A 19,109-nucleotide genomic window follows, 5' to 3' on the forward strand; every position below is an offset into this window, starting at 1 on the left:
CCATGAGGCAGGGGAAAGAGTCTTGGTCTTGTAGCTATATTGAGCGGCAGCGGTGCATCATCAAAAGCAAAGGGGACCGTCTATTGACGGTCCCGATCTTCAAAAGCTGAGTCAGGCGGATTCAAACCGCGAATCCGCCCTTGCTTTTAAACGGCAATGGGCTTGCCATCCGCACGCTGGATCACCACCGTGGAAGAACGTGGACGTACCATATTCATGCTGACAACGGTCGCGTCATGCGTATCGTAGGCAGGCCAGTTCACCGGGTGCTGAATGTTCAGGAACAGGCTGGTATGGTCTGGCGTCATGGAAAAGCCCGTGATTTCGGCTTCGTTTGGCCCCACGAAGAAGCGACGCAGATCGGACTGATTGCTGGCATTGATGGCCGGGCCAGTGCCCGAGCTGTCTGCCAGCGCGCCGGGGATCACGGCCAGCATCTGGTCGTTGGTGGCGCGGGCGACATTGTTCTTGCGACCGCCGTCAATACCGTTGTCCGTCTGAATCCACAAGATGCCACGGCTGTCGAAACCCAGACCGTCGGGGCTGGCCAACTGGTTCAGATCGGTCAAGCCAGAGCGGTTGGTCTCTGCGTCCGCACCCGAGTCCGAGCCGAATACGAAGATGTCCCACTTGAACTTGTTTGAACCGGGTTCGTCGTGCCAGCGAATAACGTGACCGTTGACGTTGTTCAGTCGCGGGTTGGCGGCGTTTGTGCCGGTCGACGCGTTGCGGCTGGTGTTGTTGGTCAGCGTCAGGTAGATATCGCCATTGCTGGGGTGGGTGGCCGTCCATTCAGGGCGATCCATTGGGGTGGCCCCCACAAAGTCGGCTGCGCCACGGGTATTGATCAGTATTTCTTCCAGGGTTTTGAACTTGTCAGACAAGGTGCCGCCATCTTTGCCTGGGGTGGTGCCTGTCAGTGCCAGCCATTCGCCCGAGCCGTCTTCGTTAAAACGGGCCACATACAGGGTGCCTTTGTCCAGATATTTCGCGCCCACGGCCAGACGGTCGGTGCGCTGGGCATCTTTCGGGTCCCAGTTGGCGTCAGATACGAAGCGGTAGACGTACTCAAAGCGCGAGTCGTCGCCGCTATAGAACGCCAGGGGTTTGCCGGCCTCGGGTTTGCTGTAGGCGCAGCCCTCGTGCGCGAAACGCCCCATGGAGGTGCGCTTGGTGGCAATGCTGCTGGGGTCGTACGGGTCGATCTCGACCAGGTAACCAAAGCCGTTGACCTCATTGCGCCAGTCATCAGTGGCGCTGGCGCCGGTTTCGGTGACGTTAAAGCGGGCGAATTCACCCAGCACTTCCGAAGGGTCCTGGGCAGCCGTTTCCCATTTGTAGCGGCCAGTGGGGCCTGCTGATACGCCGACGCGCAGCTGGTGTGCGGGGCGATTGCCGGTGTTGACAAAGCAGGCCGCCCAGTTCTCTTCGGCGGTGATGTACGTGCCCCACGGTGTGGTGCCGTTACCGCAGTTATTGTTGGTGCCGCGCACCTGCGTGCCGTTGGGCGAGAAGGGGGTCTTGACCCAGTCCGTACCGCCCACGGGGCCCGCCAGTTTCATGGCAGTGGCAGAGGTAAAGCGACGGTTGTATCGCGAGTTCTGAACGATGTCCCAACGGCCATTGCTACGGCGAATATGGATGATGGCCACACCGTGGGCGTTGATTTCCTTGCGCACTTCCTCGGCCGGGCGCTTGCCATTGACCAATGTCGGACCATTGGGGTGCAGGGCTGTTGAGTCAATGTATTCGTGGTTGACGGCCAGCAAACCCTCGGTAGAGCTGCCCTCCAGCGGAAAAAAGTGCATGCCGTCATGGTGCATGCCCATGGAGTTGAGCAAGTCGTTGGAGCTGTTATTGCCGTTCTTGTCCCAGGGTAGGGCGTTGTCATTGATGGGCGTGCCCCAGGGAGCCAATACGTGGGCGATGTAGCCGGGGGGGACCACACAGCCGTCGGTCATGGAGGTAGGCAGGGATTCAAAACCCAGTTTGACGCTTGTTGGTGGTTCCGGATCAGGGCCAGGACCGGGGTTCGGCTTCTCGCCGCCGCCGTTATCAGTGGAATTGCCACCTGTGCTGTTGCTGTCACAGCCTGCCAGGCCAAAGCTGGTCATGGTGGCCAGGGCAGCCGCCAAACCACCGCGCATCACGGCACGGCGTGACAGGCTTTTTTCCAGAATTTCACTGAAAGGGGTGTTCTGACTGACGTTACGTACTGTCTTGTCTGAGATATGTTTGCTCATAGTGATCAATAGCGCCAAGGCTGAGTTGTGGGGGGTAGCGCTCATGCTAGTGGCTCAAGGTGAAAGGACGATGACACTTTTCCTGCAGGAGGTATTTCTGCACAGGACAAGCAGGATTGGGTCACAATAAGGGGCCATAGCATGATGCAATTGAACTAGGCATAGACTGTGACAATGTCTACCTCCCCCTCTCGTCCTGATTCCCCCGAACGCCGCCTGCGTCGCATGAAGCGCAGCGCTTTGGCCTTGCTGGCGCTGACTATCTGTCTGTTCCTGCTCAGTCACGCCATGATGCGGCAAGGCGAGGCGGCACCTATCGCCGCATTCTGGCCCTGGCTGCGTGCTTTTAGCGAAGCCGCCACAGTCGGTGCGTTGGCAGACTGGTTTGCTGTCGTCGCCTTGTTCCGCCACCCGCTGGGTTTGCCGTTTCCACATACTGCGATTATTCCCAACAAGAAAAACAGCCTGGGTGAAAGCCTGGGCGTCTTTGTGCGCGACCACTTTCTGGACTCCGCCATGCTGCTGGAAAAGCTGCGTAGTCTGGACCCGGCGGCGCGCTTGGGGCAGTGGCTGTCGCAGCCCGAGCAAAGTGAACGTGTCAGCCGCGCCTTACAAACCGCCATGGGCGAGGCCCTGCGTTTGTTGGACGAGCGCAGCGTCAAACAAGCACTGACCGATGGCGTACGCAGCTATTTGATGCGGCTGGATATGGCGGGTTCCAGCTCTCAGATTCTGGGCTTGCTGACGCGCAATGACCGTCACCAGCGCCTGCTGGACGAAGTCTTGCAGCAACTGGGCGGCTATCTGTCCAACGAGGCGGTCAAGCAGCGCGTGGCCGATGTGTTGGTGCGCTACGCCCAACGTGAATGGCCCAAGCTCTTGGCCATGGTTGGGGTGGTCACGTCGGTCGACGAGCTATCGGGCAAGATGGCGGACCGTCTGGCGCGTGCACTGGTAGACGAAGTGCAAACCATTTTGAGCGAGCCCGAGCACCCTTTGCGCAAGGATTATGAGAAATGGGTACACGACTATATTCAGCGTCTGGGTCAGGACCCGGAGTTGATGGAGCAGGTGGAGGCCATCAAGCAGCGCTTTTTGCACCATAAGGATGTGGGTGAGTACATTGATGGCGTCTGGACGGATGTCATGCGAGTTGTGCGCAATGACCTGGCCAAAGAGGACTCTTCTGTGGCGGCCCATCTGCGCCAGGTCGCTCAGGATTTGGGGTCACGCTTGAATATGGATGCGACGCTGCGTGAAACCTTGAATGAACACTTGCTGTCCGCGGCAGCGGGCCTGGCCGAGCAATTGCGCGAGGGGGCCAAAGACCATATCGCGCGCACCGTGCGTCAATGGGATGACAGGCAACTGGTGCGCGAGCTGGAACTGACTGTAGGTACGGATCTGCAATACATACGCTTTAACGGCACGGTGGTGGGCGGCTTGGTTGGCGTAGGCCTGCACGCGATCCTGTTATTGGGTCTGGTCTAAAAAGAGCCTGCCAGATCAGCCTTATGCGAACGTCTTGGCCGTGCTTGGGAAACATAACAGGGCATTGCTGATCAGGATGAGCTTAATCCACGGCCGTGTCGAATGTGGAATATAAGGGGGGGCAGAGAGACGTTCGGCGCTTTGCCCCCAATGCTTTTTTATCAGGCCACTTTCAGCAAGGGCACAGGCTCCTGGGTGGCATTCGGATCAGGGACATACGTGGAGCGGCTAGCCACACCCGTATTCAGCAGTTGAATGGACAGTTTCAGCTCTTGTGCCTGGCGACTTAGCTCGTGGACGGTCTCTCCCAGGCTGCGGGCCAGATCGGCATTGTCGTTGGTGTCATTGTCCATGGTGGAGACAGCATCGTTAATCTGTGCCAAGCCGCTGGCTTGCTCATTAGAAGCCGTGGAGATTTCGCTGATCAGATGCGTGACATCCGAGACCGATTGCATGATCTCATCCATGGTGGTGCCGGCACGTTTTGCATGATGAGCACCCGTTGCCATGCGGGTCAGGGAATCTTCCACCAGGGTTTTAATTTCCCCAGCGGCCTGTGCACTTTTTTGCGCCAGGCTGCGTACTTCACCAGCCACCACCGCAAAACCCTTGCCGGCCTCACCGGCCCGAGCCGATTCCACGGCGGCATTCAGCGCCAGAATATTGGTCTGAAACGCCAACCCTTCAATAATCGACACAATATCGCCAATACGTTCGGAGCTATTGTGGATGTCCTGCATGGTGCTGACCATATCCTGGACCACTTCACCTCCACGGCGCGCGTTGGACAGGCTTTGGTCGGCCAACTGATTGGCCAGTCGGGCATTGTCGGCTGTTTGCTGCACATTCATGGTCAGTTGCTCCATATTTGCAGCTGTGCGTTGCAAGGAGCCGGATTGGGCGGCGGTACGGTTGGATAATTGGCGGTTGCCGTCTTCAATTTGCGTGGAGACATCCAACGAGGCCTGAATGCCTTGATGCACGTCGGTGGCCAGGCTCAGCAGGCTTTTGCGCATCATATCCATGTAAAAGTACAGTTGCGCAATTTCCTGGCTGCGGGTGTGTTGTGGGTTCAGGTCGATCAGTAAATTGCCAGTCGCAATTTGCTGGGCGATATGGGTGGCACTGTGCAGGGGCTGCATCATGCGCTGGGCCACAATCCAGCCATAGGTCAGCGTGGCCAGACTGACTACCCCCAGGCAGGCTAGCCCGGTTGTCAGATAGGTGCCCGATGCACCACTGCCCAGGAGCAGGCCAACGCTTAGGCTGACCAAGGCGCCTGTTAGAACCCCGAAGCGCAGCAAGCTGGCGCGCAGGCTGCGGTTCAGGGGCTGCAGCAGGGTGCTCAGGGCAGAGCGCCAGCCTCTGGCTTGCAACTGGCCTTCATGCAGACGAAAGCCGCGCAGCCCTTGCTGCTGGATGGAATGGTACAGATATTCTGCTTCTTTGATTTCTTTGGGCTGGGCACGTACTCGGACCGAGGCATAGCCATTGACGCGGCCGTTTTCGATTAAAGGAATGACGCGGGCCTTCACCCAGTAAAAGCCGCCGTCTTTGCGGCGGTTCTTGATCAGCCCCGACCAGGATCGTTGTTGCTTGAGGGTCTGCCATAAATCCTGAAAAATCACGGCGGGCATATGGGGGTGGCGCACGATATTGTGGGGAGCCCCGATCAACTCATCATGGCTGTAGCCGCTAACCTGGATAAAGACGGGGTTGGCGTAAATGATGCGCCCCTTCAGGTCTGTTTTGGAGATTAAATAGGTTCTTTCGGGTACCTGTGTTTCATGAGACGTAATGGCTTGATTTTCACGCATGATCTGGCCCTGTTAAAGACGTAGGCGGAAAAGGACAGATCATTATGTTGCATATCGACTCAATTTTGTTACCTAGTATTTGTATTAGAGTCTAAATGTTTCATTGTGATGACATGCAAAACCCAGGGTTCCAGGGGTAGGGTTTTGTGTCTTAGTTAGTTGATTTTATTATTGATTATTTTTTTCAGGGATGTCGGGTTTAAAACTTGATCCCAGATTTATTGTTTTGTCTAGCTGTCAGTTGTGTCAGGCTCGGTGAGGGAACCGCCGAGCCTGATTTTATGGTTTAGCGGCGAATCGCTTCCAGGCGGGCGTTCGCTGTTTTGGCACTTTGAGCCTGAAAGGGCGGCGTGTTCTGGTAAGACAGCACCTGCATGGTGGGCGCCTTGCTCAGTTGGGTCAACGCGGGGGCATTTTGGGCAGTTTCGGCTGAGCCGGTATTCAAGGCCTTGATCGCGTCAGCCAGTTCGGACGCTTCCGTGGCCAGATCGCTCATGGTGTTGCCCAGATCCTGCACCAAGGCCGCATTTTGCTGGGTGACTCCATCCATCTTGGCCATGGCTTCGTTGATCTGATCCAGACCGCTGGCTTGCTCGATCGAGGCGGTTGAAATCTCGCCAATAATATCGGTGACGCGCTTAACCGAATCGACGACCTCACCCATGGTGTCGCCCGCGCGGGCGGCTTGCTCGGCACCCACGGCCATGCGGCTCACCGAAGCATCAATCAGGTTTTTGATCTCGCCTGCGGCTTGCGAGCTTTTCTGGGCCAAGCTACGCACTTCACCGGCCACCACGGCAAAACCACGGCCTGCTTCACCAGCGCGGGCTGATTCCACTGCCGCATTCAGCGCCAGGATATTGGTCTGGAAGGCAATACCTTCAATCACGGTGACGATATCGCCAATACGGCGCGAGCTGTCGTGAATACCTTGCATGGTCTGCACCACTTCATTGACCACTTCGCCACCCCGTTGGGCAATCTGCATACTGGCATCGGCCAGTTGGCTGGCCTGATTGGCGTTGTCGGCGTTCTGGCGTACGGTCACCGTCAGCTCTTCCATGCTGGCGGCGGTTTCTTGCAAGGATGCGGCCTGGTCCTCAGTGCGCGAGGCCAGATTGGTATTGTTGACCTCCAAAATGCGTGCAGCATGGATAGAGGCGTCAATGCCGGCGCGGGCATCGCTGGCAATTCCCACCAGGCTCTTGCGCATCAAGTCCAGACAGAAGTAAAGCTGACCAATTTCCGAATTGCTTTCGCTGGAGTTCAGATCAATGTCCAGTTGCAGGTTGCCGGTCGCAATTTGTTGAGCAATCAGGGAGGCTTGGTCCAGGGGGCGGATCACGCGTTGGGCAATCAGCCAGCCGTAGCCCATCATCACGGCACTGGCCAGACACAAGCCGCCTGTCAGCCATAAGCCCGAACCTTGGGGGACTCCCCCGGTCAGGGCGAAGTAGAGGGCCGTGCCGGTGGTCGCCAGCGCCAAGGTGCCCATGCGGAACAGGCTGGCACGCAGGGAATTGCTGAAAGGGCGACGTAGTTGGCTCAGGGCTTTGCGCCAGCCTGTGGGAACGGCACGGCCTTCATGCAAGCGCACGCCCTTGGCGCGTCCTTCATTGATGGCAGCATACAGGCTTTCTGCTTCGTCGATTTGTTCCTGGCTGGGTTTGACGCGCACGGATGCATAACCGGCCACCGTGCCATTTTCATAAATGGGCACCGCCATGGCGTACACCCAGTAAAAACCACCGTCTTTGCGGCGGTTTTTGACCACGCCCATCCAGGGGCGTTTGCTTTGCAAGGTGTCCCAGAAATCCTGGAAGGCCTCGGGCGGCATGTCGGGGTGGCGGACCATATTATGAGCCTTGCCAACCAGCTCTTCACGGGTAAAGCCGCTGATGGCAATAAAGGCCGCGTTCGCGTAGGTAATCCGACCTTTCAGATCGGTCTTTGAAATAAGGTATTGATCGGCCCGGACGCGAACCTCGTCCTGGGTAATGGGGAAATTCTTACGCATTCATCATCCTGGAGGGGAACAAAGGGGGCGCGGGGGGCCGTCAAGCCCGCATGGGCCATGCAAAAGGCATAGGCTTCTGTTTGTCTGTCAACAAGCTAAATTGTCAAAAGCCTTATATTTTTGCGAATGGCGGAGCAGAACAAAGCGTAAAACTGTTGTCTGATCCGGCCTCTGACTGAGCGCTTGCTTGTCATTTATGGCAAACACATACAGTTCAAACGCTTAACGGCAGTCAGATTCATTTCTTTAGGTTTAGATGTTCATGAATGATAATTTGATCATCTGAAAATAATGTACTGACTGTATTTACCGCTAGTGTGGCTGTCGTCAATCGGAGCAGGGCGGGCCTCGCTTATAATCCGCCAGACGCGCACTGGCGCGATTCAGAAGGAGAATATGTGAGCGATATGCAGGAACCTGTAGTCAGTGCGGAACTGGTGGCTGTTTTGGTGGCTGTCAGTGACGGTGAGCCTCGTGTTTTGACCACGGATGCCGGACAGGCCTTGCCCGCCGGACCGTTTCAGCACACGCACCGTTCTTTGCAAACGGGGCTGCGCGATTGGGTGGAAACCCAGACTCATCACCCGGTAGGGTATGTGGAGCAGCTATATACCTTTGCAGATAGGGATCGCTTTGATGCGCAGGGCATGCGTATTGTGTCGGTCAGCTATGTCGGGCTGACACGTGAAGTGGGTCAACCGGATGTGGCCCAGGTGATCTGGCAGGATTGTTACCGCTATTTCCCGTGGGAAGACTGGCGCGACGGCGCGCCCAGCATTATTCAGAGCACCATCGTGCCTGCGCTGCTGAACTGGTGCGAACAGGATGAATCCTTGCGCGCCTTGCGTCGTCAGCGAGTCAATTACAGTTTTGGTCTGGAAGGGGCAATCTGGAACGAGGACTTTGTCTTGCAGCGCTACGAGCTGCTGTATGAGGCGGGCTTGTTGCCCGAGTCCTGTCGCCGTCGCCAGCGTGAACAGCAAGAGCTGGGCAAGCATGATGAGCTGGGTCTGGGCATGCGCCACGATCACCGCCGTATTCTGGCCACTGGCTTGGCGCGTCTGCGCGCGAAAATCAAATACCGTCCCGTGGTGTTTGAGCTGATGCCACCGGAGTTCACCTTGTTGCAATTGCAGCAGGCTGTGGAAGCTTTGGCTGGGCGGGGACTGCATAAGCAAAATTTCCGCCGTTTGATCGAGCAGCAAGCTTTGGTGGAAGAAACTGGCGCCATGAGCCTGGGAGGGTCAGGCCGACCCGCCAAGCTGTTTCGCTTCCGTGGGGACGTTTTGTTTGAACGCGCCATCTCGGGCAGTAAATTGCCGCTGGCCAAACAAGCGCGCTAAAAATTGGGCCGATGGCTTGACAGTGCTTATGCTCAGGAATAGCATAAATGCACCGTGCCAGTAGGCCTTATTTTTAGTAATTTAAATACTCATAATGAGCATAACAAATGCCCCCGAGCCGGCAGCGCAAGCTGCACAGACACGAGCTCACCGTATTCCTGCCTTGCCCGACGTCATTCTTGAGCCTTTGGTGCGCGCCACTTTGCAAGAAGATTTGGGCCGCGCCGGTGACTTGACCACGGACTCCATTGTCCCAGCAGCAACACGCACTCAAATGCGTTTGCTTGCCCGAGAGGAAGGCGTATTGGCGGGTCTGGATTTGGCGCGTTTGGCGTTTACCTTGTTGGACCCTACGCTGCGCTTTGAAGCTCAATTGCAAGATGGGGATGCCTTGACGCCAGGTGCACAGATTGCGGTCATCAGCGGCTCGGCCCGTTCCATGTTGACGGCAGAACGTTGCGCCTTGAACTTTCTGGGGCATCTAAGTGGCGTGGCATCGGCAACGGCCTCCATCGCCCGCGCGATTGCGCCTTATGGCACCAAAGTCACCTGCACCCGCAAAACCATGCCGGGCCTGCGTGCCGTGCAGAAATACGCGGTGCGGGTCGGTGGTGGTAGCAACCATCGCTTTGGTCTGGATGACGCGGTACTAATTAAAGATAACCACATCGCTGTGGCCGGAGGCGTCAAAGCCGCCGTGCAAGCGGCCCGTGCGTACATTGGTCATCTGGTTTGCATCGAGGTGGAAGTTGACACCCTGGAGCAACTGGACGAGGTGTTGGAACTGGGGGTGGACAGCATTCTGCTGGACAATATGGACACCGCAACCTTGACCGAGGCCGTGGCCCGTGTGGCAGGCCGTGCCAAAACCGAAGCCTCTGGCCGTATCACCCCAGAAACAGCCGTAGAAATTGCCCGTTGTGGTGTAGACCGAATTGCAGTGGGCTGGATTACGCACAGTGCCCGTGTACTGGATATTGGTCTGGATGCTTGAGTAGAGAAACGTGTTGGCTGTCATGGCGGGTTTTCAGGTGGGTAAGCGGGTGGCTGTTGCCGCCTTGCTGGCAATCGTGGCGTTGGGCATGAGTCATCAGGCGGCGCAGGCCAAGGAGACGACTGCCGGGCAGGTGGTAACGTATCCCGTCAGGCCTATTACCGTGATTGTCACCTTTCCGCCTGGCGGCGGGACGGATTTGCTGGCCCGCAAGTTGGGGCCCGAGCTGGAAAAAAAACTGGGTCAACCCGTCATCATTGACAACCGCCCCGGTGCCAGCGGCAATATTGGCGCACGCGCAGTAGCCTACGCCCGTGCCGATGGCTATACCTTGTTGATGGCCAATAGTTCTTTTGCCATCAATCCCGGTGTTTTTCGTAATCTGGGCTTCAAGCCCAAAGAAGACTTTGCGCCGATCGCCAATATCGGTTTTGTACCTTCCGTGATTGTCACCGGGCATGACTCCGATATTCAGACTCTGGAACAGGTGCTGGAGCAGAAGTCCGAACCGTCGTTGGCGTATGCCTCCTGCGGTAATGGCACTCCCCAGCATCTGGCCGGGGAAATGCTTTACGACTTGTGGAGCACGACCTTGCTGCACATCCCGTATCGTGGCTGCGGGCCGGCATTAAATGACGTGGTTGCCGGGCAAGTGCCTATCGGGATCGTGACCTTGTCCAGTGCGGCCACCTTGATCGAGTCTGGACACTTGCGTGCCTTGGCCGTCACTTCAGCCCAGCGCAGTCCGGTTTTACCCCATGTGCCTACCGTGGCTGAAATCAGTGAAACTGATTTCGAGCTGGACCAATGGCACGGTTTGTTGGCGCCGTCCCATACGCCTGAACACATCATCAAAACGTTGAATCGTGTCGTGCAACACATTGTGGCGGACCCAGCTATGCAATCGCAACTGCTGGGACTGGGCTATACGCCGCAAGAAGGCAATCAATCAGCGCAAGCCAATGGCTTCAAGGCCATGATCTGGAATGATATCGACCGTTTTGGGGACTTAGCGTATAGGATTGGTTTGCAGGTGGATTAGAACGGGGAAGGGCTTGTTTCAGTGCAAAGCCTGATCGAGGACCGTGAGCCCTAGTTGTTGTTGTCCTGCTCCAGCACTCGAATACATCAGCGCCTCAGGCAATAGTCAGCTTCTCTATAGAGTCGTGTCGGCCTTTCAGATAGTTTCAGGCCCAGACAGCCGTTTGGGCGTGTCTGGGCCAATGTCTATAGAGAGGGGGAGATAGCTGGGCTTGTGTCTGTCTAACTAACGGTTATGCACTTACAGACAAACCTGCTTCTATTAGAAGAAGCTGTCCTCGCTGGGAGTTTCAGGAACAGGCTGGGTCGCAAACCAGTGTTTTTCCAGTAGCAACGTGTGGGTCAAACCGTCCTTGCTGCAGTTGGAGTCGATCTCTATCTGGCCGCGCTGGCTGCCGCCTGCATTGAAATTGTCAGCTTCGACCTCGGCGGCGGCCATATAAGCCTGCAGGTTCAGATCAGGCTGGCCACGATCCAGAACAAACTGACGAATGGCTTCAGTGCCTAACTCATTAAGGGTGTAGGTGTAGTTCATGGTGTGCTCCTGATTATTGATCTTGATAACTCGGGACCAGATTCCTGAATCCTAGCACGCTGAGGGTGGTTGCCGGATGGCAAAGCGTTACGGATTTTCGCGAAAAAAAGATAGGGCCCATAAAAAAAGCAGCTAGGCGGAAATCCGCACATCGCTGCTTTATAGAGAGTCTGTTTTTTAAACCTGCTTAGAAGCTGCCAAAAATCGTCCCCAGTGTGATGACTGCAATCAGCGCAATCAAAGGCGTCACCATGGTCACCATGGCGATATTGCCATAGGACTGGCGGTGATTGAGCTTGCAGATGGACAGCAAGGTAATAATCGCGCCGCAATGGGGGAGCGTATCCAGACCACCGGCAGCCATCACCGCCACACGGTGCAGTAGCTCCGGGCTGATGCCGGCTTGTTGAGCCATCGCCAGATAATCTGAACCCAGCGTCTGCAAGGCAATGCTCAAACCACCCGAGGACGAACCCGTAATCCCGGCCAGCGTCGTCATGGCGACCGCTTCCGAAATCAGCGGATTGCCGGGGGCTACGTTCAACACAAAGTCTCTAATAATCGCAAAACCTGCCAGGCTGGCAATGACGGCACCGTAACCAACTTCAGAGGCTGTATTGAACAAGGGCAGCATAAAACCAAACACGCCTTTGTTGATGCTCTCGCGCAGGCTTTTCCAGTGACCCAGACGACTGATGATCAGCACCAGACTTGCCGTAATCAAGGCGATAATCAGCGCCCACAGACCCGTAATCTTGGCAGGGTCAACTTGAGGGAAACGCTCGGCCATGAATGTAAAGTTCGTGCCGGGAAAAATGCGATAGGTAAACAAGGCGTTGATGCCAATCACCAGAATCAAAGGCAGGATAGCCAGGAAAATGGGCATGGGCTTCTGAGTATGCGTGCTGTCTTCGGCGCTAGCATCAAAATGATCCTGTCCGTGATCGCCATAGTCTTCACCTCGGGCAATGGCTTTGCGTGCTCGCGACTGTAGCCACCACAAACCACCCAAAGCCATGATCAAAGCACCAATAATCCCCAGGCCAGGGGCCGCAAACACGTTGGTGCCGTAGTAGGGAATAGGAATCGCGTTCTGAATGGCAGGCGTGCCAGGCAGAGCAGTCATGGTGAAGGTGAAGGAACCCAAGGCAATCGAAGCCGGGATCAAACGCTTGGGAATACCTGCCGCACGAAACAGATCCTTGGCAATCGGGTAGATGGCAAAGGCCACCACAAACAAGGACACCCCCCCATAAGTCAGTACGCCGCATACCAACACAATGGTGGCAATCGCATGGCGATGCCCCAGTTTGTGTGTAATCCATTGAGCAATTGCCTGAGCCGCTCCGGAGTCTGCCATCAACTGACCAAACAAGGCACCTAACAGGAAGATGGGCAAGAACTGAAGTACATAGCCGCTAAGCGCGCTCATGAAGGTGGAGGTGTAGATGGGCAACAAAAACCCGGAGTCCCCCGAGAGCAGCACAGCTAAGGCGGCCATCAAGGGAGCCAGCAACAGAACCGTCACCCCCCGATAAGCAAAAAACATCAGCAGCAAAAGCGAGACAACAATAGCAAGCGTACTGGCCATAAACAAAATTCCTGTGGAAAGTCCGGATCACGGACGAGTCATTAAATGAAGACGGATCTAGCGCCGAGCAGGCAGTGTAGCAACAGAGAATGACAAACAGGATTGATAGCGCGCAAGGGAGAGAGAAGGGGGGATGGCTTGAGTGCTTACTTTTTGTAGCATGTGCCTGGTCTGGGTAAGAGCATCCGGAAACGGCTAAGCCTAATAAATACAAGGGCTTAGCGTTTCCATAGGAGAAAATCATCAAAAAGATGAAAAAAGTTCGAGATAAGTGCTTGCCAAAAGAAGAAACCTTGCTATAATTTCTTCTTCGGCGCATTAGCTCAGCAGGTTAGAGCGACGGAATCATAATCCGCAGGTCCCCTGTTCGAATCAGGGATGCGCCACCAGAATATCCCTGTTAAATCAGGACATTAAAGCCACCCAATCGGGTGGCTTTTTTGTTTTCTGCTGTTCGGGTGTCAACCAAGTGTCAACGCAGGATTGGATAACGACGGTTGCTGATGCTGACCACTTCTTGTCTTCGCCGCTTGCATGCGTGTTTCGACTTCATGTGTGGGTACGCTGAAATTGTCTTGGCGACACATCATTGACCTGGCCAAGTGCTGCTTGTCACCATTTGCATTTTGAGATGGTGCCTGCCATGTCAAGGGCGGGCACGGAAGCCGCAGCCCGGCTCGCCGGGACCGGGTGAATACTCGGCGAAGCGAATCCTTGCCACAGCATGTGTGTGGGGTTTGGAGCAAGCTTCATTTGCGGCATAAGTGGCATGTCTCGAAAAGTATTCTTACAATAGTGGCTCTCGGCCAGAAGTGGACTCCGGCCTGAAGCGCTGACGCCAGTTATGCGCCTTTATGTTGGTTTTTAAGTGTGGCTGCGAAACTCTCGAAAGCTGACCGTCTTTTTATGTAACTGTGATGTCCGTGAAGGAGTTTGGAATCTGACGCTCTCCCCTATTTGGACGAATCGCTGAGGCAGATATGCAGCACCTTATGAACAAACCTGTGAGATGGAGCGGTGTAGGCACGGATTGTCTGTTTCTGCTGTCTATTAATCATGATTTCGAAGGAGATTTTGGTGCTCATTGAGGAAGCAAGGCTGTACTTCGGCGCAGCCCAAGGGTCAGATCCTTTGGTGTTGGACGAGCCTGCCGTTACCATCTTCGTCGGGCCAAATAACTCAGGGAAGAGTACGGTTTTGCGCGAAATCGCCGAATTCAGCAGAAACGGAAATACGCATCGTGTAATTCTCGATAATCTCAAATTCCGTAAACACTCTGCTGAGGAGGTTGATGCGATCCTTGAAGCTTGGACGGACCACACGCGCAACCCGGGGGAAGTGGATTACACTGATTATGTGTATCTCAAGTTTGGAAAGTGGCGGACGCGACTCCACGAACCAAGTTTCCGCCAGATTTTGCAGAATCCCGAGAAAGACATAAATGAGTTTGCTACAAACTACGCGGCCCGACATGTGCTCACTCTCGACGGAGCAAGCAGAATTGGCCTGACCGTGCAACAGGATAGAGGTGATCTGAAGGACCCGCAAAAAACTTTTGCTAAACTTATAACGGACGATCTTCGTCGACAGTCGCTACGAGCTGTTCTTTTCGATGCCTTCGGCCTTTATTTGGGCATGGACATTTCCGAGGGTGCATCGATCCACTTGCGATATGGGAATACACCGCCACCAAATGAGCGCTCCATAGAGGACGCCACGCTGGAATGGATGAAGAAGGCTCGCTCGGTCGATCAGTGGAGCGATGGAATGAAGGCCTTTACGGGCATGCTGCTGGAACTGCGCGCAGGCGACCCGAAGATCATGATCATTGACGAACCCGAAGCTTTTTTGCACCCCACGCTAGCCTACAAACTTGGCCGCGAAATCGCCCGCACTGCAGGCCAAGGCGACAAGCAGGTTTTTGTATCGACCCATAGCAGCCAATTCTTGATGGGCGCGATCCAGTCGGGAGCAAAGGTCAATGTCGTTCGCCTGACCTATCAGCAAGGTGGTGCCACTGCTCGCATGCTTTCAAACGACGACATCCGCGTCATGATGCAGGAGCCCCTTTTGCGGTCAGCAAATGCTCTGTCGGGCGTCTTTTACGAAGGCGTCGTGGTTACTGAAGCAGACGCGGACCGAGCCTTCTATCAAGAGATCAACGACCGGCTTCTTGCCGAGGCATCTGGGCGAGGCGCGCCGAACACCCTTTTCCTCAACGCCAACGGAAAAGACTCGGTGAACAAGATCGTTGGGCCGCTTAGGGCACTCGGGATACCCGTTGCGGTCATTCTCGACATCGACGCACTCAACCCCGAAACCAACTTCCCAGTCCTCTTGGAAGCCACAAATTACCCGAAGCCCCACGACTCTATAAAACTGGAGCGCGCAGGTGTGTGGCTAGACCTTATCTCAAATGACAAGAAACCCAAGTCGGATGGCGGAATTGCTCTGCTCAATGACGCTGCGAAGGAAAAGGCCGAGAACCTTTTTGACCGTCTTGATCAATATGGTCTGTTCATCCTGAGGCATGGCGAAGTCGAGCACTGGCTGCCGGGATTAAATGTTCCCAGAAGCAAAAGGTGGCTGCGCAACATTTTTGAGGCGCTGGGCAGCGATCCGACAGCTCCCAACTATATTTGTCCCGACGACGACGATGTCTGGGGATATCTTGACAAGGTTGCCGCCTGGATCAAGGACGAGGCACGACGCGGGATTCCTCTTTGACTCTCAGTGTGCGGAGGTGGATCACACTTTCCTATTTCTGAAGTGTTTCCCGATCGACTACTTACGCCGTTACTAATCGGTGACAGCAAGGCCGTCGATCCCCTTGCTGCTCTACTAGGCACTGCTAGCAGGTTGTGAGAGTTTCTAATGGCTTGTCAGGCGAATGGAAAGGGAGTATTTCGCCGACTTCGCCTGAAATAGCGGAATGGCAGGTTTTGTGGCTTAAATTCATAATAGGGAGACGAGATGAATGGTTTTGAAAACGGACAGCTAGTTTTTTTGTGGGCTTAGAACACTAGTGGGTCGGGCTTTCGAGCAGAGTCCAAGTGATCTGGCGTAAGGTGGTGCGCATACCACATTGTTGTCTTAAAGTCTCGATGCCCCTGCATACGCTGCAAAGTCAAAATATTGCCACCAGTGATCATGAAGTGACTGGCGAAGGAGTGCCGCAGCGTATGAGTCAGTTGGCTCAGCGGCAACTGACTATCAGTTTGCCTCCCTGAAAGCACCTGTACAGCCTGCAAAGATGGCACCCATATTCTGATGCTCGGCATGGTGAGTCAAAATCTCGTCCTGTGTTTCTTTGCTGATCGGTATAGTTCGCACTTTTCCTGTCTTCGTTCGGATAAAGTGGATCAGTCGTTGCCGAATGTGCTGTAGTTGTTCTGCTTTGCGCCAACGAGCACCCGTAGCAAGGCAAATTCGTGACATCAGATCAGTATGTGGATTGGCCGATTTCTTCAGCTCGACTGGTAACTCTATAACCTGATTCTGGGTTAGATAGAGTGGCTTGTTTTCCTGTACGTTGAACTGCTGTAGCTCTTTCAGCTGTCTATCCCATTTTCATACGTCGGACTAGAGCCGCTCATTGAACATGACTCGTGTGTATGTGTGTTCACTATTTTGAGGGTGTTCGAGGAAAGTTGATCAGGGTACTGTGCTCTATTAAAAAGGATGTCGAGATTTGAGCTCGGTTTAGCCAAGATTGAAAAGATGCCGTTGTACATATCTCGTCTATTTTCTACATGCTCTGATTGCATTAGGAGGGGTGGTAACGCTGCATATTTGTATTGTTAGGATTATTAAGAAATATGTGGATTAAACTCGAAACCCGTCTTTTTGAATTATGATACATAAAGAAATAATCAAAAAGGGAAAGTAATGGACTATAGCATTGAAAGTTTTTGGAAACAGCAGCTTTTAGCAGATAGCCCTACACACGCTCCGATAACGAAAGTAGGATGGGATACGACCTGTATTTCTGAAGAGTCGTTTGTTGAGGCGGGACTCAGGCTTCGTAATGGATTTGATGATCTTACAACTCCTGTTTGGCTTGTAGCGGCTCCTGGTGCGGTTGGCAAGTCAACTTTTGCACGAGAGTTGTGTGCTGCTACAGGGGCTGTCTATGTTGACTTGGCTGTTGCAGAGGCAGTAGGAGGTAGCTATGTCATCGGGGGGATGGTACACAATGGGCTTTTTGAAGACTGGAAAGCTGGGCGGGTTACGTTGGTTATTGACGCTCTGGATGAGGCGCGGCTGCGAGTCACTCAGTCAGCATTCGAAGATTTCCTTCGTGATGTTGTAAATGTGGCAAGGTTGGGTTCTCTGCCTTTAGTATTGCTCGGAAGGGTGGGTATTATTGATGAATGCTGGGTGCAGTTAAATGTTAATGATGATATTAGCTGTCCTATCTTTGATATTCAGTTTTTTAGCCGAGATAGCGCTATCGATTTTGTATTGGCAGCTCTTCATCGGCTGGCGAGCACATCACACCCTCAATTGATAACGCTCCTGAGTACGCGTAGAAGTGAGTATCGTCGGGCTGCTATGGAAATAGTAGACCGTTTGAGCGAAACGTCGTTAGCTGATGGAAATCATTTTGCCGGGTACGCGCCCGTCCTTGAAGCAGTAGCTAAGGTCATAGCTGGTCGAACAAATCTCGCACAAATTCGATCTGAACAGCTCACGGACATAGAAGGCCATATTCTAGATCGGTTAACTAGCGAAATTCTGGTGCGTGAAACTGGAAAGTTAGTGACTCAAATGCGTCAAACGGTGCCGGATTTTCCCGAGAAAGGCGCATATGAACCTGTAGAGCAGTTAGCTCGGTTGGCTGCTCGCGTCCTCCGGATTGAGTACTCTGGTGCTCAACTGGATCTTCCCCCGCATTGTATTGCACCCTACGAAAAGGCAGTTACGAGCTTTATTGAGCAGCACCCGTTCCTTGATGGCACTGGCCATGCGCCTTCTGGGGCAGTGTTTTCGGCTGCGATAATGGCGCATGCATTAAAAACGGGTGATATAAGGCTTAGTCGTGCAGCTGAAAGCTATGCAAGTAGTGGCAGGCATGCACCGAATCCATTTCTCTTTGATTTTTATAGTACTGATTCTCTTCAGGATGGTGGTATTCCTGCTGGGCATATTGGGGCACTATTTGAGTCGGTGCAAGCGAAGGCTAGTCCAGGAGAGGTAGTTCGGCTATCGGTTGAGGGTGATGTCGACGGAGACATCCCTGGAGACCCATCTAACATGGTGGACGTCGAGATTAGTATTTCGGTGACCGAAACAGGCCGTGTTAATACGATTGACATGAAAACATTCCCTGGTGAGACACTACGTCTTGGGCGTAAAGTGTCGGGGGTGTTTATTGATTCAAATTGTCTTGACGTTGAGATGGGAGACAATGGGCAATTGGAGCTACTTGCACCAATTACGATTCAGGCTCGAACACTTGTGTTGCGTTGTTCTGAGCTAATCGTAAAATCTGATCCACAGCATTCTAGTGCAGTCGATGGTGCTCTTGAGACAGCTGTTGAAACGCCGCTTGTGCTTTTTGAGTTTCAGGATTGTGTCGCAGAACCATCTTTACCGTTAGTAACGGTTCGTGCGCAGGCTGAGCTTAAGGTAGCCTGGCCAGGTGCACAAGTTTATCCGTGGAATGGCTATTCAATGCAACAACCGCCAATAGTTGCCCCCGAAACTGCGGATGCATTACGGGCGTTGCGTCGATTAGTAATTGCATTCCGCTCTCATAGCAAAGGGCAGCTAGCGAGGTTCAAAGACAAAATTGATCATGCACGAATGAGCAAGGGTGGCGTGGGTGAGGCGCTTCGGGAAAAGCTACTTAAGGATAAGGTTTTGATCGTTGCTGATCATATGTACTTACTCGACCCCAAGGCTCTTGGGAACATTGTTGGGCTTTCGTTTCAGGACGCTAAGATGAAGAATTATGGCGTCCAGACGTTGGAATATGTTCAGGCGGTAATCGAAACAATAAGGTGAAAGTACGTTCAGCAATTGGGTATCTAGT

12 protein-coding genes and 1 tRNA gene are annotated in these 19,109 nt (G+C 54.1%); 7 read left to right on the top strand and 6 right to left on the bottom strand.

Annotated elements, in window-relative coordinates:
* Positions 1-146: 146 nt before the first annotated feature.
* Complete coding sequence (locus tag AC6I6N_RS00580) at positions 147-2,288, bottom strand: PhoX family protein (protein WP_497942588.1); 2,142 nt, start codon at positions 2,286-2,288, stop codon at positions 147-149.
* Positions 2,289-2,417: 129 nt separating this feature from the next.
* On the opposite strand from AC6I6N_RS00580, the gene AC6I6N_RS00585 reads away from it, so the two are divergent.
* Positions 2,418-3,734, top strand: coding sequence for a DUF445 domain-containing protein (locus AC6I6N_RS00585; RefSeq protein WP_497942592.1), 1,317 nt, complete (start codon positions 2,418-2,420; stop codon positions 3,732-3,734).
* A gap of 161 nt (positions 3,735-3,895) precedes the next feature.
* On the opposite strand, the gene AC6I6N_RS00590 is transcribed toward AC6I6N_RS00585, so the two are convergent.
* Together AC6I6N_RS00590 and AC6I6N_RS00595 are read right to left on the bottom strand one after the other, a co-directional pair.
* Positions 3,896-5,551, bottom strand: coding sequence for a methyl-accepting chemotaxis protein (locus AC6I6N_RS00590; RefSeq protein WP_406611838.1), 1,656 nt, complete (start codon positions 5,549-5,551; stop codon positions 3,896-3,898).
* Positions 5,552-5,837: 286 nt separating this feature from the next.
* Positions 5,838-7,568: a methyl-accepting chemotaxis protein gene (locus AC6I6N_RS00595; RefSeq protein ID WP_376913809.1), complete on the bottom strand. Its 1,731-nt coding sequence runs from the start codon at positions 7,566-7,568 to the stop codon at positions 5,838-5,840.
* Positions 7,569-7,975: 407 nt separating this feature from the next.
* On the opposite strand from AC6I6N_RS00595, the gene AC6I6N_RS00600 reads away from it, so the two are divergent.
* From AC6I6N_RS00600 to AC6I6N_RS00610, 3 genes are all read left to right on the top strand, one after another.
* Positions 7,976-8,911 (top strand): NUDIX hydrolase, encoded by a 936-nt coding sequence (locus tag AC6I6N_RS00600; protein ID WP_162496925.1) that lies wholly within the window; start codon positions 7,976-7,978, stop codon positions 8,909-8,911.
* Between the two features lie 94 nt (positions 8,912-9,005).
* Entirely contained in the window at positions 9,006-9,905 is a 900-nt protein-coding gene (gene nadC / locus AC6I6N_RS00605; RefSeq protein ID WP_125277772.1) for a carboxylating nicotinate-nucleotide diphosphorylase, read from the top strand.
* Positions 9,906-9,927: 22 nt separating this feature from the next.
* Complete coding sequence (locus AC6I6N_RS00610; RefSeq protein WP_497942600.1) at positions 9,928-10,947, top strand: tripartite tricarboxylate transporter substrate binding protein; 1,020 nt, start codon at positions 9,928-9,930, stop codon at positions 10,945-10,947.
* Positions 10,948-11,208: 261 nt separating this feature from the next.
* Here the strand turns inward: AC6I6N_RS00610 and AC6I6N_RS00615 are convergent, their stop codons facing one another.
* Positions 11,209-11,481, bottom strand: a complete 273-nt coding sequence (locus AC6I6N_RS00615) for a hypothetical protein (RefSeq protein ID WP_094196159.1) — start codon at positions 11,479-11,481, stop codon at positions 11,209-11,211.
* A gap of 187 nt (positions 11,482-11,668) precedes the next feature.
* Entirely contained in the window at positions 11,669-13,072 is a 1,404-nt protein-coding gene (locus AC6I6N_RS00620) for a GntP family permease (RefSeq protein WP_264672631.1), read from the bottom strand.
* Between the two features lie 312 nt (positions 13,073-13,384).
* Between AC6I6N_RS00620 and AC6I6N_RS00625 the strand changes: the two genes are divergently transcribed.
* Positions 13,385-13,461, top strand: a tRNA-Met gene (locus tag AC6I6N_RS00625).
* Positions 13,462-14,128: 667 nt separating this feature from the next.
* Complete coding sequence (locus AC6I6N_RS00630; protein ID WP_497942603.1) at positions 14,129-15,799, top strand: ATP-dependent nuclease; 1,671 nt, start codon at positions 14,129-14,131, stop codon at positions 15,797-15,799.
* A gap of 287 nt (positions 15,800-16,086) precedes the next feature.
* Here AC6I6N_RS00630 and AC6I6N_RS00635 read toward each other — a convergent pair whose 3' ends face one another.
* Positions 16,087-16,353 carry a tyrosine-type recombinase/integrase gene (locus tag AC6I6N_RS00635; protein WP_497942604.1) on the bottom strand — a complete coding sequence of 89 codons (267 nt, stop codon included), beginning with the start codon at positions 16,351-16,353 and terminating at the stop codon, positions 16,087-16,089.
* 607 nt (positions 16,354-16,960) lie between these two features.
* Here AC6I6N_RS00635 and AC6I6N_RS00640 point away from each other — a divergent pair.
* Positions 16,961-19,081 (top strand): hypothetical protein, encoded by a 2,121-nt coding sequence (locus tag AC6I6N_RS00640; RefSeq protein ID WP_497942606.1) that lies wholly within the window; start codon positions 16,961-16,963, stop codon positions 19,079-19,081.
* The last annotated feature ends 28 nt before the right edge of the window (positions 19,082-19,109 follow it).

The organism is Alcaligenes sp. LTN-3 (genome assembly GCF_059735605.1).

Bases quoted from the DNA above. Each gene is read 5' to 3' on its own strand.
- AC6I6N_RS00580 (WP_497942588.1), bottom strand. From the start codon at position 2,288: ATGAGCGCTACCCCCCACAACTCAGCCTTGGCGCTATTGATCACTATG.
- AC6I6N_RS00585 (WP_497942592.1), top strand. From the start codon at position 2,418: ATGTCTACCTCCCCCTCTCGTCCTGATTCCCCCGAACGCCGCCTGCGT.
- AC6I6N_RS00590 (WP_406611838.1), bottom strand. From the start codon at position 5,551: ATGCGTGAAAATCAAGCCATTACGTCTCATGAAACACAGGTACCCGAA.
- AC6I6N_RS00595 (WP_376913809.1), bottom strand. From the start codon at position 7,568: ATGCGTAAGAATTTCCCCATTACCCAGGACGAGGTTCGCGTCCGGGCC.
- AC6I6N_RS00600 (WP_162496925.1), top strand. From the start codon at position 7,976: ATGCAGGAACCTGTAGTCAGTGCGGAACTGGTGGCTGTTTTGGTGGCT.
- nadC (WP_125277772.1), top strand. From the start codon at position 9,006: ATGAGCATAACAAATGCCCCCGAGCCGGCAGCGCAAGCTGCACAGACA.
- AC6I6N_RS00610 (WP_497942600.1), top strand. From the start codon at position 9,928: ATGGCGGGTTTTCAGGTGGGTAAGCGGGTGGCTGTTGCCGCCTTGCTG.
- AC6I6N_RS00615 (WP_094196159.1), bottom strand. From the start codon at position 11,481: ATGAACTACACCTACACCCTTAATGAGTTAGGCACTGAAGCCATTCGT.
- AC6I6N_RS00620 (WP_264672631.1), bottom strand. From the start codon at position 13,072: ATGGCCAGTACGCTTGCTATTGTTGTCTCGCTTTTGCTGCTGATGTTT.
- AC6I6N_RS00630 (WP_497942603.1), top strand. From the start codon at position 14,129: ATGATTTCGAAGGAGATTTTGGTGCTCATTGAGGAAGCAAGGCTGTAC.
- AC6I6N_RS00635 (WP_497942604.1), bottom strand. From the start codon at position 16,353: ATGCCGAGCATCAGAATATGGGTGCCATCTTTGCAGGCTGTACAGGTG.
- AC6I6N_RS00640 (WP_497942606.1), top strand. From the start codon at position 16,961: ATGGACTATAGCATTGAAAGTTTTTGGAAACAGCAGCTTTTAGCAGAT.